This window comes from Streptomyces sp. SID12501 (assembly GCF_010550245.1).
GTDB lineage: Bacteria > Actinomycetota > Actinomycetes > Streptomycetales > Streptomycetaceae > Streptomyces.
In genome coordinates, this window is sequence record NZ_JAAGLU010000361.1 from 1 (window position 1) to 548 (window position 548).

The 548-nt window shown below is 73.4% G+C and carries 2 pseudogenes; both read left to right on the plus strand.

Annotation, left to right across the window (positions count from 1 at the left end):
• Positions 1-314 (plus strand): annotated as a pseudogene (locus G3I71_RS46235) (phosphate ABC transporter permease subunit PstC); the annotation flags it as partial.
• Positions 314-548 (plus strand): annotated as a pseudogene (locus tag G3I71_RS46240) (hypothetical protein); the annotation flags it as partial. The pseudogenes G3I71_RS46235 and G3I71_RS46240, both read left to right, overlap by 1 nt.

Consider the following 548-nt stretch of genomic DNA (forward strand, 5'->3'; position numbering starts at 1 on the left):
GCATGGCCGTGCTGCCGTTCGGCCGCTCGGGCGTCATCAGCGCCGCGATGCTCGGCCTGGGGCGCGCGCTCGGCGAGACGATGGCCGTGCTCATGGTCATCTCGCCCGGGTTCCTCTACTCGTTCTTCCTGCTGAAGCCGGGGCAGCACCAGACCATCGCCGCCAACATCGCCTCGAAGTTCCCCGAGTCGAGCGGCCTGAGCGTCAGCGCGCTCATCGCGACGGGTCTCGCGCTGTTCGTCGTGACCTTCGCCGTCAACTTCGCCGCGCGCTGGATCATCGCGCGGCGCGCCGAGTTCTCGGGAGCCAACTGATGACCGCCGACGTCGCCCCCGCCGGGCTGCTCGCCGACGCCACCTACCGGCGGCTGCCGTCGTGGGCCCCGTGGGGGTTCGCGGGCGGTGCGCTGGTCCTCGCGTTCGTCGTGCTGCTGGTCGCCGGGACGCCGGGCGTGCCCGGCGTCGTCGCGCTCGGCGCCGCGCTGTACGTGCTGTCGCTGAGCATCACCTCGCGCGTGGTCGAGGGGCCGCGCCTCCCCGCCGACCGGC